This is a genomic window from Streptomyces sp. JH34 (assembly GCF_029428875.1).
Lineage (GTDB): Bacteria > Actinomycetota > Actinomycetes > Streptomycetales > Streptomycetaceae > Streptomyces.
On the sequence record NZ_JAJSOO010000001.1, the window covers coordinates 251,905 to 265,120 of the forward strand.

The 13,216-nt window shown below is 72.3% G+C and carries 16 protein-coding genes; 7 read left to right on the top strand and 9 right to left on the bottom strand.

From position 1 onward, the window contains the following. From LWJ43_RS01330 to LWJ43_RS01345, 4 genes are all read left to right on the top strand, one after another. Positions 1-1,020 (top strand): PHP domain-containing protein, encoded by a 1,020-nt coding sequence (locus LWJ43_RS01330; RefSeq protein ID WP_277330399.1) that lies wholly within the window; start codon positions 1-3, stop codon positions 1,018-1,020. Positions 1,021-1,127: 107 nt separating this feature from the next. Continuing rightward, a complete protein-coding gene (locus tag LWJ43_RS01335) occupies positions 1,128-2,090 on the top strand; it encodes an iron-containing redox enzyme family protein (protein ID WP_277330400.1) in 963 nt (320 codons plus the stop codon). 50 nt (positions 2,091-2,140) lie between these two features. Beyond that, positions 2,141-2,827 (top strand): HemK2/MTQ2 family protein methyltransferase, encoded by a 687-nt coding sequence (locus tag LWJ43_RS01340; protein WP_277330401.1) that lies wholly within the window; start codon positions 2,141-2,143, stop codon positions 2,825-2,827. A 55-nt stretch (positions 2,828-2,882) separates the two neighbouring features. After that, positions 2,883-3,038 carry a CDGSH iron-sulfur domain-containing protein gene (locus tag LWJ43_RS01345; protein ID WP_277330402.1) on the top strand — a complete coding sequence of 52 codons (156 nt, stop codon included), beginning with the start codon at positions 2,883-2,885 and terminating at the stop codon, positions 3,036-3,038. A gap of 6 nt (positions 3,039-3,044) precedes the next feature. On the opposite strand, the gene LWJ43_RS01350 is transcribed toward LWJ43_RS01345, so the two are convergent. Beyond that, positions 3,045-4,283 carry an FUSC family protein gene (locus LWJ43_RS01350; RefSeq protein WP_277330403.1) on the bottom strand — a complete coding sequence of 413 codons (1,239 nt, stop codon included), beginning with the start codon at positions 4,281-4,283 and terminating at the stop codon, positions 3,045-3,047. A 127-nt stretch (positions 4,284-4,410) separates the two neighbouring features. Here LWJ43_RS01350 and LWJ43_RS01355 point away from each other — a divergent pair, with 127 nt between their 5' ends. Next, positions 4,411-4,593, top strand: coding sequence for a DUF6480 family protein (locus LWJ43_RS01355; protein WP_277330404.1), 183 nt, complete (start codon positions 4,411-4,413; stop codon positions 4,591-4,593). After that, positions 4,590-5,204: an endonuclease gene (locus tag LWJ43_RS01360; protein WP_277330405.1), complete on the top strand. Its 615-nt coding sequence runs from the start codon at positions 4,590-4,592 to the stop codon at positions 5,202-5,204. The genes LWJ43_RS01355 and LWJ43_RS01360 overlap by 4 nt, the downstream gene beginning before the upstream one ends. Before the next feature lie 6 nt (positions 5,205-5,210). Here LWJ43_RS01360 and LWJ43_RS01365 read toward each other — a convergent pair whose 3' ends face one another. The 8 genes from LWJ43_RS01365 to LWJ43_RS01400 all read right to left on the bottom strand — a co-directional run bounded on the left by LWJ43_RS01365 (position 5,211) and on the right by LWJ43_RS01400 (position 12,436). Continuing rightward, positions 5,211-5,960 carry a hypothetical protein gene (locus tag LWJ43_RS01365; protein ID WP_277330406.1) on the bottom strand — a complete coding sequence of 250 codons (750 nt, stop codon included), beginning with the start codon at positions 5,958-5,960 and terminating at the stop codon, positions 5,211-5,213. 163 nt (positions 5,961-6,123) lie between these two features. Then, positions 6,124-6,318, bottom strand: coding sequence for a hypothetical protein (locus tag LWJ43_RS01370; RefSeq protein ID WP_014152412.1), 195 nt, complete (start codon positions 6,316-6,318; stop codon positions 6,124-6,126). Between the two features lie 160 nt (positions 6,319-6,478). Continuing rightward, entirely contained in the window at positions 6,479-7,345 is an 867-nt protein-coding gene (locus LWJ43_RS01375; RefSeq protein ID WP_277330407.1) for a phosphatidylinositol-specific phospholipase C/glycerophosphodiester phosphodiesterase family protein, read from the bottom strand. Between the two features lie 212 nt (positions 7,346-7,557). Beyond that, positions 7,558-8,679, bottom strand: a complete 1,122-nt coding sequence (locus LWJ43_RS01380; RefSeq protein ID WP_277330408.1) for an acyl-CoA dehydrogenase family protein — start codon at positions 8,677-8,679, stop codon at positions 7,558-7,560. Then, positions 8,676-9,866, bottom strand: coding sequence for an acyl-CoA dehydrogenase family protein (locus LWJ43_RS01385; protein ID WP_277330409.1), 1,191 nt, complete (start codon positions 9,864-9,866; stop codon positions 8,676-8,678). Before LWJ43_RS01385 ends, LWJ43_RS01380 begins: the two co-directional genes overlap by 4 nt. Next, entirely contained in the window at positions 9,863-10,831 is a 969-nt protein-coding gene (locus LWJ43_RS01390) for an NADPH:quinone oxidoreductase family protein (protein ID WP_277330410.1), read from the bottom strand. Before LWJ43_RS01390 ends, LWJ43_RS01385 begins: the two co-directional genes overlap by 4 nt. Before the next feature lie 102 nt (positions 10,832-10,933). After that, positions 10,934-11,533, bottom strand: coding sequence for a helix-turn-helix domain-containing protein (locus LWJ43_RS01395; RefSeq protein WP_277330411.1), 600 nt, complete (start codon positions 11,531-11,533; stop codon positions 10,934-10,936). Between the two features lie 171 nt (positions 11,534-11,704). Beyond that, a complete protein-coding gene (locus tag LWJ43_RS01400; RefSeq protein ID WP_277330412.1) occupies positions 11,705-12,436 on the bottom strand; it encodes a PIG-L deacetylase family protein in 732 nt (243 codons plus the stop codon). A 207-nt stretch (positions 12,437-12,643) separates the two neighbouring features. Between LWJ43_RS01400 and LWJ43_RS01405 the strand changes: the two genes are divergently transcribed. Next, complete coding sequence (locus tag LWJ43_RS01405) at positions 12,644-13,216, top strand: rhodanese-like domain-containing protein (RefSeq protein ID WP_277330413.1); 573 nt, start codon at positions 12,644-12,646, stop codon at positions 13,214-13,216.

The following is a 13,216-nucleotide window of genomic DNA, read 5'->3' on the forward strand; positions in this document are numbered from 1 at the left end:
ATGGATCCGGCAGACGCCCTCCGGCGGATCGCGTTCCTCCTGGAGCGATCCCAGGCGGCCACGTACCGGGTCAGGGCGTTCCGTACCGCGGCGGAAGCGATCGGTTCCCTGGACGGTGAGGAGATCGCCGACCGGGTGGCGGGTGGTTCGCTGGAGTCGATGCGCGGCATCGGACCGAAGACGGCCAAGGTCATCCGTGAGGCCGTGGAGGGCGCGACGCCCGGATATCTCGAAGCGCTGGAGGAAGAGGCGACGACGCCCCTGGCCACGGGCGGTGAGGACCTCCTCGCCGCCCTGCGGGGCGACTGCCACATGCACTCGGACTGGTCCGACGGGGGCAGCCCGATCGCGGAGATGGGCCGGACGGCGAAGGAACTGGGACACGAATGGGCGGTGCTCACCGACCACTCCCCCAGGCTGACCGTGGCCAACGGCCTCTCGACCGAGCGTCTCCTCGACCAGCTGTCCGTCGTGGCCGAACTGAACGAGCGGTGGGCGCCCTTCCGCCTGCTCACCGGGATCGAGTGCGACATCATGGCCGACGGCTCGCTCGACCAGGACCCCGAAGTGCTGGGCCGGCTGGATGTGGTGGTGGTCTCCGTCCATTCGAAACTGCGCATGGACGCCGCCGCGATGACCGAGCGCCTGCTGGCCGCCGTAGGCAATCCGCACGCGGACGTCCTGGGGCACTGCACGGGAAGGCTCCTCGGCACAAGGACGAGGCCGCAGTCGCGGTTCGACGCCGACCGGGTCTTCACGGCGTGCGCGGAGGCGGGAACGGCCGTGGAGATCAACTGCCGTCCCGAGCGGCTCGATCCGCCGCGCGCCCTGCTCCGGCAGGCGGTCGCCGCGGGCGCCCTCCTGTCGATCGACACCGACGCGCACGCGCCGGGGCAGCTGGACTGGCAGCCCTACGGCTGCGCGCGGGCCGAGGAGTGCGAGGTGCCGGTGGACCGTGTCGTCACCTCGTGGACCGCGGAACGCCTCCTGGACTGGACGGGCGGGAAGGCGCAGGCGTAGCCGGGACCGGGTGAGCCGGTGAGGACAGGCCGGTCGCGGCGGTTCCGCGTACAGTCGTTCACGGTTGTCCATGTGGCTCCAGGAGATCCTGGGGCAGAAGGAGGACCATGTCACGTCAGCGCACCGGCCCACGTCTCCCGCGAGCACGCGGGGAACTCTCGGCAGGAGTGATCGCCTTCCTGCAGGACGGCGGGGCTCTGCCCGATCCCGGCGCCGCCCGGGCCGCCGACCCCTACGGCGACGACCTGCAACTCGCCCTGTACGTCTGTTACGAACTGCACTACCGCGGTTTCGCCGGCGTACGCCCCGAACTCGAGTGGGACCCTCCCCTGCTCACGGTCCGCGGCGCGCTCGAGGACCGCTTCCTGACGGCTCTGCGGCACGACGTCACCGTGACCGGCGGCCTGGACGACGTCCTGGAGGATCTCCTCGTGGAGCCGGTCCGCGGCTCCGGTGTCTCCTGGTTCCTCCAGGACCGGGGCGAGCTGCGGCACCTGCGGGACTACGCCATCCAGCGTTCGCTGTACCACCTCAAGGAGGCCGACCCCCATGCCTGGGTGCTGCCGCGGCTCAGCGGGCGCGCCAAGGCCGGTATGGCGGCGATCGAGTACGACGAGTTCGGCGCCGGCCGCGCGGACCGCGTCCATGCGCGGCTGTACGCGGGTCTGATGGCCGATCTGGGCCTGGACACCGCCTACGGCCACTATCTGGACCGGGGCTGCGCCCCCATGCTGGCGCTGGTGAACGTGATGTCGCTGTTCGGGCTCCATCGCCGGTTGCGCGGAGCGCTGGTGGGTCACTTCGCCGCCGTCGAGATCACCTCCTCCCCCGGTTCGCGGCGCCTCGCCCGCGCGATGAAGCGCACCGGTGCGGGCCCCGCCGCCGAGTTCTTCTACACCGAGCACGTCGAGGCCGACGCGGTGCACGAACAGGTCGTGCGCCGTGACGTGATCGGTGGTCTGCTCGACGACGAACCCGCGATGGCGGACGACATCGCGTTCGGCATCACCGCCACCTCGTACCTCGAGGACCGGCTCGGAGATCGGCTGCTGGCGGACTGGAGGGTGTGAACCGCCGTCCTGATCCGTCCCCGCCCCGCCGGCGTCGAATGGAGTCGCAGATGTCCGCAGATCTGGCCCGGGCCACCCGTACCGGCCTTCCGCTCATGAAACTGCCGGGCGTGTACGCGCCCCAGCACGACACCCGCCTGCTCGTGGCCGCGCTGGACCGGGAGGGGATCACCCCCGGCATCGAGGTCCTGGACGTGGGCACGGGCAGTGGCGCCCTGGCTCTGCACGCGGCGCGGCTGGGGGCGCGGGTGACGGCCGTGGACATCGCGCGCCGTGCTGTGGCGACCGCCCGGCTGAACGCGTTGCTGCACCGGCGGCGTATCACCGTGCAGCGCAGTGATCTTCTGTCGGCACTGCCCGGCCGGTCCTACGACCTGGTGGTCTGCAATCCGCCGTACGTGCCGTCACCCCTGGACCGGCTTCCCGGGCACGGGGCCGCCCGGGCCTGGGACGCCGGGTGCGACGGCCGCGCGATCCTCGACCGGGTCTGCGAGACGGCCCCGGCCGCGCTGCGCCCAGGAGGCCGTCTCCTCATCGTCCACTCCGGCCTGTGCGACAGCGACGTCACGGTGCGGCGTCTCACCGACGCCGGGCTGCGGGCCCGTGTCAGTGACCGCGCCCTCGTACCCCTCGGGCCCGTGCTGCGCTCCAGACTTCGCTGGCTGCGGGACACGGGGCTGGTGGGTGCGGGCGACCTGGCGGAGGAACTGGTGGTCATCCGTGCAGAACAACTCTGATCGCCCTTGCCGGATCACTTTCGGTGACGACGGGCCACTCCTCGTGGAGGGACCCGTGGAGGTCACGTGCGCGGACGGCACCGTGGCCGTCTCCGACCGGTTCGTCGTGGCCCTGTGCATGTGCCGGCGGAGCCGGATGTACCCGTGGTGCGACACCAGTCACCGGCGCCGTCCGGGACCCGGCGAGAAGTCCCGCCGGACCCCGGACTGAGGCCGCTCACTCGCCCGACCTCAGCCGCGTCGGCGTCGCCCCGCGCAGGCGCCGTGACATCGCCCGCAGCCTCGGATGGCGATCGTGCGCCTCCGCGGAGCGGCGGTCCAGCTCCTCGACCAGGCGCTCCGTGCGCTTGTCGATGTCCAGTTCGTCGAGGATGCGGTCGACCTCGGCCAGCAACGCACCGTGCAACTGCCACTGCCTGGGGTGTTCCTGGACGTCCTCGAGCAGGAGGTCCGCCACGCGGTCACGCGTCCTGCGACTGCGGACGAGCGCGTCGGCCAGGCGTTCCTCCGCCTCCTCGCCGCTCCGGGCCATCGGTGTGGTGATCATCAGTGCGAAGCCCTCGATGGCGTCCGACATGTGGCCGAAGAGTTCCCTGAGGTCGGTGGCCACGTCCTCGGGGAAGAGGGCTTCCTCCGTCCGCGCCTTGGCCAGGTCGGTCAGCGTCCGGGTGAGGACGCGCAGCACCACGGCGCAGATCTCCAACGTGTCGAGTCCGGTCCGCAGGACGACACGGTGGAGCAGCCCCTCCTTGACGCGGGGGTTGAGCATCAGGCTCTCCTCGGCCTGCCGCAGGGACGCGTCGACCTCCACGATGTCGTGGTCCAGGCGACGGGCCTCGTGCAGGCGTGCGGCGGCCTCCCGCACCGGGTGGGTGCCGCCGATCTCCTCACCCAGGGCGCGGAACATCCTTCCCATCCGCTCTCCCAGGCCGCCGATCGACACGCCCGCCGACTCGACCCAGACGGGCGGTGCGAGCAGGAGGTTGAAGAGCAGTCCCACCCCGGCGCCGATGAGCGTCTCCAGCACGCGCTCCCAGGCCGTGTCGGCGACCTGTGCGACTCCGAGGACGAGCATCGCGCTGATGGCCACTTCGGGCACGAACTCGTTGACCCGCACCACCCGCCCGATCAGGAGCGAGGTGAAGATGGTCAGCCCCAGGGTCCACCAGCTCAGCCCCACCAGGGAGCTGAATCCGCTGGCGATCAGCACCCCGACCACGACGGCGTTCACACGCCGGATCCCGGTGGTGAGCGTGGCGTAGAGCGTCACCTGCACCACGAGGAGGGCGGTGAGGGGGGCGGTGAGGGGCGCCGGATGCGGATCGGGCAGGACAGACTGGGCCACCGCGAACGCGATGACGGCCGCCGCGGTCGATCTCAGCGTCTGGGCCGCGGCGGGCTCGGTGGTGCGCTGGACGAGTTTGACGAGGGGCTCGGGCGCGGAGACTGCAGGCATTCCTTGACGGTGCCCCGTTCAGAGCTCCCGCAGTGCTCCGGGGGCCGGTCGGACTCCGTACGGATGTACGCGTGCCCCCATCGGCGCCGGCCTCGCGGTGTCGGGCGCTCGGAGTGATGGTGGATACATGACTACTTCACTCACGCCCCCCGGAGAGACGCCTCCTGCGGAAGGCTGCATAAGCGAAGCACACGTCGAGCGGCCCGACGGCGGGATCTGGGAACACCCCGCCTTCTGGGCCGGCCTGGTGCTGCTGGGCTCGGTCGTCGTCGCGGGGTACTTCATCGCCCGTGTCTTCGGATTCACATGAGCGATCGCCGAACCCTCGACGCCCTTCTGGAGCGTCACGGCACCACGTACGCGGCCGAGGCGGGTATCCGGCTGCGTGACACCCCGCAGCCCCTGTACCAGTTGCTCGTCCTGAGCGATCTGTTGAGCGCGCGGATCCGGGCGGGGGTCGCGGTGGCCGCCGCGCGGGCGCTGTTCTCGCACGGGCTGCGCACACCGCGCCGTATGGCCGACGCCACGTGGCAGGAGCGCGTCGACGCGCTGGGCGAGGGCGGCTACCGGAGGTACGACGAACGTACGGCAACGCAACTGGGGGACGGCGCCCTGCTTCTGCTCGACGCGTACGGCGGGGATCTCCGGCGTCTGCGCCGGAAGGCCGACGGAGATGTGGAAGCGATCCGCTCGGGGCTTCGCCGCTTCCCCGGGATCGGGCCTGCGGGCGCCGACATCTTCCTGCGCGAGGTGCAGGCGGTGTGGCCCGAGACGGCGCCCTACCTCGATGAGAAGGCTCTGCAGGGAGCGGAACGGCTCGGGCTGCCCACCGTGCCGGAACGGCTCACCCGCCTGGCGAAGGACAAGGATCCGGCTGTGCTCGCCGCTGCGCTGGTGCGAGGCGCCCTGGACAAGGGCTGAGGGCGCTCAGTTCGTCGGCCGTCGTCTGCCCGGCTTGGTGGAGCGGCCCTCCACGAGGGCGCGCCGGATCTGTGCGGCGGCCGCACGGGCGTGGTCCGAGGTCGCCGTACGGTCGGCCACCGAGGTGACGAAACGGTGGGTGGGGCGCAGACACTGGCCGCACGGCGTGTCGGTGGTGAGCAGGTAACCGTCCTCGCACTGGGGGTTCACGCAGTGGCCGGGGCTCACGAGCGCCTCGGCGATCTCCTGCGGTGCCCAGCGGCGCCGGCCGTCCTCGTCCTTCTCGTGGAGGGCATGGGACCAGCGGACGTTCCAACGGCGTTCGAGCCGCTCCAGGAGCTGGTCCGGGGTGCGACGGCCGAGCTCCCGGTGGATCAGGTCGTACACCGTCCGGGGGTGGCGGTGACCGAGCGCCTGGACCAGCGGTTGCGGAAGGGCCTGAAGGATGTAGGAGACCGGGTCGCCCGCCGCGCGCTCGCGCCACTTCCGGCAGGGACAGGGGCCCTCGGCGGGCAGCGCGCTCTGGCATCGGCCGCACCGGCCGCGGCATTCCGCGCAGAGCCCGTCGTCGAGTCCGTCGACGTGGGGTGCGGGTGCCCGTCCGCAGTCCCGGCAGCAGGCCGCGCAGGGGCCGCAGAGGCGTTCGTCACCGAGCTTCGTCGTCCACTGCCGCTGCTGGCAGCGGCAGCACAGGGCGTTGTTGCAGTACTCGTGGTGGGCGGCGCCCGACTGTCGTCCGGGGTACGGGAAGGACATTGGTGCGTTCTCCAGGTGCGCGGCGGGGACCGGTGAGGTCCTCGCCATGTCGACGAGGCGCGCGAAGCGCCTCCGACGACGGTATCGCCCCGACGGGGTCCCGTGCGTCGCCCTGCCGGGATCGGGTCCCCATTCCCCCGCACCCCCGGACGGCGCGCGGGCATCAGGGCCTGAGGCCGCTGACGACGTCCGCCGTGGCGGTGATCCCCTCGTGGATGGTGGGAGCCATGCTGGTGCCCGCGAGGAGGAATCCCAGCAGGGCGCACACGATCGCGTGGGAGATCTTGAGTCCCCCGTTGCGCAGGAAGATCGCTGCGAGGACCAGCAGGAGCAGCACCACTGAGATCGAAATGGCCATGGCCAACCTCCTCCGCCGCGCCGGAATTGCGGCATTCGGCCGCCAGTGTGGCGCAGCGGGGAGGCCGTTCGGCGCACTGGCGTGTCCGCCGAACGGGGGTTCACGCACGGTGACCGTCATCGGCGCCCGCTCCGGGTCGGCCGATTCCGGGGCCGCCGGTTCACCGTCGGCGGAGGAAGCTCTCGAGACCTGCCAGATCGTCGGTGTTGAGGTGGTCGACGTCCGCGGCGACGAGTTCGCTCCAGACGGCGTCACGTGGTGGACCGGCGATGTCGGGCGTGGCCCAGAAGCGGACCCGTTGTCCGTTCGCGTGGGCCGCGGACACGAAGGTGCGCAGTCTGGTGCGTTCGGCGGCCGGGAAGGGCCCGGTCCCCTGCCAGGCGAAGCTCGTGGTCCAGTTCCCGCTGATGAGCGGGATGAAGGAGGCGGGAGCGGCGGTGCCGAGGTCCTCCGGCCGGCCGTCGTAGAAGGCGTACCGGGTGGTCTGCGCCTCCATCGGGGCGCGGGCGGCCCGGTCTCCGGAGATGACGGGGGTGACGGCGCCGGTACGGATCCTCCCGTGGACGGACCGGGTGAGGATGTGGCGGTAGCGGTGGAGTACCTGGTCGAGTGCGAGGTAGGTGGCGGCGCCGTCGGTCTTGATGTCGATCAGCAGTTGCAGCGGGTCGGGGTGTCCGGCGTGGACGGAACCGTGGTTGGCGCGGACCCTGGCGAGCAGGGGGTCGAGGTAGAGCGAGACGAGGGTGCGTGCGGGGTCGAGGCTCTCGGCCTCGTGGGCGACGAGCAGTTCGCCGTCGACGAGGAAGACGTCCGCCTCGACGCTGGTGAATCCGTGTGCGAGTGCGTCGTGCAGCGGGCGTGTGTGCAGGTAGTCGTTGTGCGCGTGGGCCCGGGCCAGCGGACGGGGGCCGCGCGGGCGTGCGGTGGCGGCCGGTGCCGCGGCGGCGGCCTGGGCCGGGACGAACGCGCCTGCGGCCGCTGTGGCGAGGGCGGTGGTGACGACTCTGCGACGGGTCAGGTGTGCCATGGGGTCTCCCTGAGACGTTGGGGCGGGCAGAGCGGACGGGGGGACGCGACGAGTATGGGTGCACGAAGTCATCCGAGGGCAGGTACCTGCCAAGAGTTGATCGTGCTGTCGTCCGCGCGTCGGCTGCGCTGCTTCTGCTGTTCCCCTGATCCCGACGCCTGGGCAGGGCGGGGCGGGGCACGTGTCGCGCACGCGCCCCGCCCCTGACCGCGTCACGGGGCGGGCAGCTCCACCAGTGCGGCCACGGCCTCACGGTGTCGGCCCGCGGTGCCGTAGGCGATGGAGTCCGCCTTGGCCCGCTTCAGATACAGATGCGCGGGGTGTTCCCACGTCATCCCGATCCCGCCGTGCAGCTGGACGCATTCCTCGGCCGCGCGCACGGCGGCCTCGGAGCAGTACGCCTGCGCCACTGCCACCGCGAGCGGGGTGTCGGGGCTGCCGGTCGCCAGCGCGTCGGCGGCGTTGCGGGCGGCGGCGCGCGCGGAGACGACCTCCAGCCAGAGCTGGGCCATGCGGTGCTTGAGCGACTGGAACGAGCCCACCGGCCTGTTGAACTGGTGGCGTTCGCGGGTGTGCCGGACGGTCTCGGTCAGGCACCACTCGGCCACCCCGAGCTGCTCGGAGGCGAGCAGGCCGGCGCCGGCGAGCAGGCCCCTGCCCACGGCCTCGGTCGCGGGACCCGCGTCCGCGAGCAAGGTGCCGGACGCGCCGTCGAGGGTGACCGTGGCGAGCGGGCGGGTCAGGTCGAGCGCGACGAGCGGCTGTACGGCGACCCCGTCCCCTCCGGTCTCCACCGCGTACAGGCCGTCCGCCGTGGGCACCAGGAGCACATCGGCCGCGGCAGCCTCGGCGACGCCGCTCACGGTCCGTTCGAGGGTGCCGGTCATCGCGGCCGCCGCGTCGGCGGGCGACGCGGAGAACGGCAGGGCGAGTACGGCGACCTTGCTGCCCGAGGCCAGCTCGGAGAGGAGGCCGGCGGCTGGGCCTCCGCCGGCACCGAGCGCGAGAAGGATCTCGGTGGCGACGACGGCGCTCGTCAGATACGGCGCCGGGGCGACGCTGCGCCCGAGCTCCTCCAGGACCACCGCGACCTCGCGGTGGGTGGCGCCCTGGCCGCCCAGCTTCTCCGGGACCAGCAGTCCCGCCGCTCCGATCCCGGCGGCGAGCGATTCCCACAGCCGCAGGTCGTACGGCGTGTCGGACTCGATGCCGGCGATCACCGTCGGCGCGTCGGCCCGGTCGGCGAGCAGCGAGCGGACGGCGGACCGCAGGTCCTCCTCGGTTTCCGTGTAGAGCAGGTCGGGTGCCTGGGCGGCTTCGGTCTGTACGGTCATCGGGCGAGATCCTTCCAGGCGACGTCCTTGTCGTTGCGCGGCTCCACGGGCAGACCGAGGACGCGCTCGGCGACGATGTTGAGCAGGACCTCGCTCGTGCCGCCCTCGATGGAATTGCCCTTGGAACGCAGGTAGCGGTACCCGGCGTCCCGGCCGGTGAAGTCGACGAGTTCCGGGCGGCGCATGGTCCAGTCGCCGTACAGCAGCCCTTCGTCACCGAGGAGTTCCACCTCGAGTCCGCTGATCTCCTGGTTGAGACGGGCGAACGCGAGTTTCATGCCCGAGCCCTCGGGGCCGGGCTGGCCCGCGACGAGCTGCTGGCGCAGCCGCTCGCCGGTGAGCCTGGCGACCTCGGCCTCCACCCAGAGTGTGAGCAGTCGCTGGTGGAGGTCGTGGGTGCGCAGTTCCGGCCGCTCGCGCCAGGTCTTCGTGACGGTGCCGATCATGCCGCCCTCGCGGGGGATGCGGGCTCCGCCGATGGAGACGCGCTCGTTCATCAGGGTGGTCTGCGCGACCTTCCACCCGTCGCCCACGGGGCCCAGGCGCCTGCTGTCCGGGATACGCACGCCGGTGAGGAAGACCTCGTTGAACTCGGCCTCGCCGGTGATCTGGCGCAGCGGCCGCACCTCGACGCCGGGGTCGGTCATGTCGCAGATGAAGTAGCTGATGCCGCGGTGCTTGGGGACGTCGGGGTCGGTACGGGCGATCAGGATCGCCCAGCGGGCCACGTGGGCGCTGGACGTCCAGACCTTCTGCCCGTCGACCACCCAGCTGTCCCCGTCCTTGACCGCGCGCGTGCCCAGCGCGGCGAGGTCCGATCCGGCGCCGGGCTCGCTGAAGAGCTGGCACCACACCTCGTCGCCGGTCCACAGCGGCCGCAGGAAGCGCTGCTTCTGCTCCTCGGTGCCGTATCCGAGGATCGTCGGAGCGGCCATGCCGAGGCCGATGCCGATACGGCGGGGATCGTTGTCGGGGGCTGCGGCGGCGGCGAGTTCGGCGTCGACGACGGGCTGCAGGGAGCGCGGTGCGTCGAGCCCGCCGAGCCCCACGGGGTAGTGCACCCAGGCCAGGCCCGCGTCGAAGCGCGCCCTGAGGAAGTCTGCGCGGTCGGTGGTGGCCGGCGGATGGGCCGCCAGCAGCTCCTGGGTGAGACGACGGACCTGTGCCGCGTCGACGGCAGCGCTCATCGGGCGCCTCCTGACGGCAGGACGACGATGCGGCCGGTGCTGGTGCCGTCGGCGACCCGCTGGACGGCTCGTGCCGCGTCGGCCATGGGAACACGCTCGCTGATCAGCGGCTTGACGACGCCCTGCGCCGCGAGCTCGGTGAGCTCGTCGTGGCAGGCGCGGACGGCGGCGGGGTCCTTGGTGTTGTACAGGCCCCAGTGGAGTCCGACGATCGAGTAGTTCTTGACCAGGGCGTGGTTGAGGCCCGGGGTGGGGATGGCGCCGCTCGCGAAGCCGACGACCACGACACGGCCCTCGAAGGCGATGCACTTGACGGACTTGGCGTAGGCGTCGCCGCCGACCGGGTCGTAGACGACGTCCGCGCCCCGTCCCCCCGTGGCCTCCTTGACCGCCGCGACGATGTCCTCGCTGCGGCGGTCGATGACCAGGTCGCATCCGAGCTCGCGGGCGACCGCGGCCTTCTCGGGGCCGCCGACGACCCCGATGACGGTCGCGCCGGCGGCCTTGCCGAGCTGGACGGCGGCGCTGCCGACGCCGCCCGCGGCGGCGTGGACCAGCAGCGTCTCACCGGCCTGCAGACGGGCGCGCCGGTGCAGGCCGAACCAGCCGGTCTGATAGCCGATGTGCAGGGCGGCGGCCTCGGCGTCGTCCAGGGCGTCGGGGGCCGGCAGCAGGGCCGCTTCGTCCGCGACGACGTACTCGGCGAAGCCGCCCTGCGGGAGGGCGGGGGTGGCGAGCACACGGCGTCCGTCCGCCGTCTCACCGCAGATCTCCACGCCGGGGGTGAAGGGCAGCGGGGGCCTCACCTGGTACTGGCCCCGGCAGAGCAGCGCGTCGGGGAAGTTGATGTTCGCCGCGCGCACCCTGATCAGCACCTGCCCGTCCCCGGGGGTCGGCCGGTCCGTCTCCTCGAGCTCCATCACCTCGCTCGGCTCGCCGTTCCGGTGCACTCGCCATGCCTGCATGAGGGGCCTCCACAACACTGTCGGCATTACCACTGCTCCGGCGCATACTAAGCGGTCGCTTGCCAGTCTGGGAACACCTCGACCCCGCCGGTCCGGCCTCACTCACGACCTCTTCGGCTTGGCCCTGACATGCATCCGCTCCCCCTGCGGCCCGAACAGGCTGAGGAATTCGACCGGCTCGTCCCCCGCGGGACCGAACCAGTGCGGAAGCCTGGTGTCGAATTCGGCGGCCTCGCCGGGGGCCAGGACCAGGTCGTGCTCGGCGAGCTTGAGCCTGAGCCTGCCACTGAGCACGTACAGCCACTCGTACCCCTCATGGGTGCGCTGCTCGGGCACCTCGCTGCAGGGGGCCTCCTGTACGACCTTGTACGCCTGGAGGCCTCCGGGACGGGAGGTGAGCGGCAGGGAGGTCCTCGATCCGTGCACGATCGGCTTGGCCTTGACCCTCGGGTCGCTCACCGGCGGCGCCCCGACGAGGTCGTCCAGCGGCACCTCGTGGGCCCTGGCGATGGGCAGCAGCAACTCCAGGCTGGGGCGGCGTCCGCCCGACTCGAGGCGGGACAGGGTGGAGACGGAGATCCCCGTGACCTCGGAGAGCGCCGCCAGCGTCACACCCCGGTCCTTGCGCAGCCGCCGCAGGCGTGGGCCGACCCCGGTGAGCACGGCGTCGAGTTCAGGATCGTCCGGGTTCTGTTCCTTCATGGCACCCATTGCAGAATCGGCAATCCCGTTTGTCAATCGGGCCCGTGAGCATGGGCATCGGAGGGCGCCGGGCCGCCGGGAGGGCCCCGCCCTCCCGGAGCCGAGCCCAGCGCGGGAGCCGCCGCACGGGCCCAGCACAGGGGCTACGCGACAGGACCGCCGGACGACCCGTCAGCGGGCGAAGACTTCGAAGGCGACGGCCGGGCGGCCGCCGAAGCGCTCGGCGGCCGCTCCGGTGGTACCGGTGAGGAACGCGCGGCAGTAGGCCTCCGGCTCCTCGTCCGTCAGCCCTTCGATGTAGGTGCGGTGCGCCAGCAGCGACCGCACGGAACGCTCGAACCCCGGCGTCGCGTCGACCGCGTGCGTGGGCCGGTCGGTGCCCGCCACCGCGACCCAGCGGACACCGTCCCACGGTTCGAGACCCAGCTCCTCCAGCTCGGGGAAGATCCAGCGGTTCCCCGCGTCACCCGCGGCGTCGAGCACGGCCCGGCCGACCGCGCGGTGGTCGGGGGTGTTCCAGGCGACTCCGCCCCAGGTGTCGCGGTGATTGAGGGTGATGAGCAGTTCCGGCCGGTGGCGCCGGACGGCGGCCGCGACGTCACGGCGCAGAGCCGTGCCGTACTCGATCACACCGTCCCGGTGATCGAGGAACTCCACTGAGGCGACACCGACGACTTCCGCGCTGGCCCTCTGCTCCCGCTCCCTCAGCGGCGCGCACTCGGCGGGCGCGACCGTGTCGATCCCGGCCTCACCCCGGGTCACCAGGAGGTAGGCGACCTCGCGCCCCTCGTCGGTCCATCCGGCCACGGCTGCGGCGCAGCCGTACTCCAGGTCGTCGGGGTGGGCGACCACGGCCAGCGCGCGGCGCCAGTCCGCGGGCATGGGCTCCAGCTGCTGCGTCATGCCCGCAGGCTAGCCAGCGCGGGGATACGGATGCACGCATTCCGGAAGCGGTTCGGGGCAGGGGCCAGGGAGTTGCCCCGGCCGGACGCACCCCCGCCGGCCGGGCAAGACCGGATTAAATACCCCCTGGGGTATTGTTGACCGTCCGGGCCACCGGGAGCGGAACCCCCGACCGCCCCCGCTCCGGCGACCGAAAGGAATCCACTCGTGATCAGCCCCGCATCCCTCTCCCCCTCCGAGGCCGCGGCACGCCTGGAGGAGTTCACCGTCATCGACGTGCGGGCCCCCGGCGAGTACGCCTCCGGGCACGTGCCCGGCGCCCTGAACATTCCGCTCGACCGGCTCAGTGAGGCCGTGCCGGCCCTGAAGTCGGCTTCGGCCCGCGGCTCGCTGCTGATGGTGTGCGCCTCGGGCGTCCGGTCCACCAGGGCGTGCGAGATCCTCGCCGACGCGGACATCGACGCCGCGGCCCTGACGGGCGGAACCTCCGCCTGGGAGGGCGAAGGCCACAGGTTGGACCGCCCCGCAGGCGCCCGGGCGATTTGGCCGATGGAGCGCCAGGTGCGTTTCGCCGCCGGTTCACTGGTGGTGGCCGGCCTGGTGGCGGGCCGGCGCCTCCCGGCGGCACGCTGGCTGTCCGCCGGCATAGGCGCGGGTCTCGTCTACTCCGCCGTGAGCAACACCTGCGGCATGGCGGCCGCCCTGGCGAAGCTCCCGCACAACCGCGCACCGCGCCAGGGGGCCGGCCTGGACGCCACCCTGAACGCCCTCCAGGGCTGA